At 50.5% G+C, this 442-nt stretch carries 1 protein-coding gene; it reads left to right on the forward strand.

The features are described from left to right. Positions 1 to 442 (forward strand): DUF5934 domain-containing protein (locus tag AB4496_RS29250; protein WP_372133631.1); only part of this gene is annotated, 442 nt, incomplete at both ends.

Genomic DNA, 442 nt, shown 5'->3' on the forward strand with positions numbered 1-442 from the left:
ATGCACCTGACGCTGACGTTATTTACCAACAAAAAATCCGAGCGACTGCATCGCACTACGGCCATTAACGCCTTTCGCTCTGGCGGGATTGATTTACAAACCGTCTCGATGCTGCAAAGCCAAGCGCTCATGACGACCTTACCGTTCATGATGACCGATGGGTTTTGGGCCGATTGCGACCGTGCTGGACGCATTCAAACCGTAAAAACCGGCAATGTGGCCAACCTCTTGCCTCTTGTGATGGACGTAAAGAATTTCAGTGGCGGCATGATGCTTCCCACCATGCGCCAACAAGCCTTTTGGTTTAATCCGTTTAATTGTGGCTCAGATAACTACAACATCGCCCTGACCGGAGGCTCCGGGGCAGGAAAATCCTTCTTTGTGCAAAAGCTCGCCGAAACCCTCTTTGCCATGAACGGTAAAATCTGGGCGTTAGATAAAG

The sequence above is a fragment of the Vibrio sp. 10N.222.46.A1 genome, assembly GCF_041473595.1.
GTDB classification, from domain to species: domain Bacteria; phylum Pseudomonadota; class Gammaproteobacteria; order Enterobacterales; family Vibrionaceae; genus Vibrio; species Vibrio tasmaniensis_A.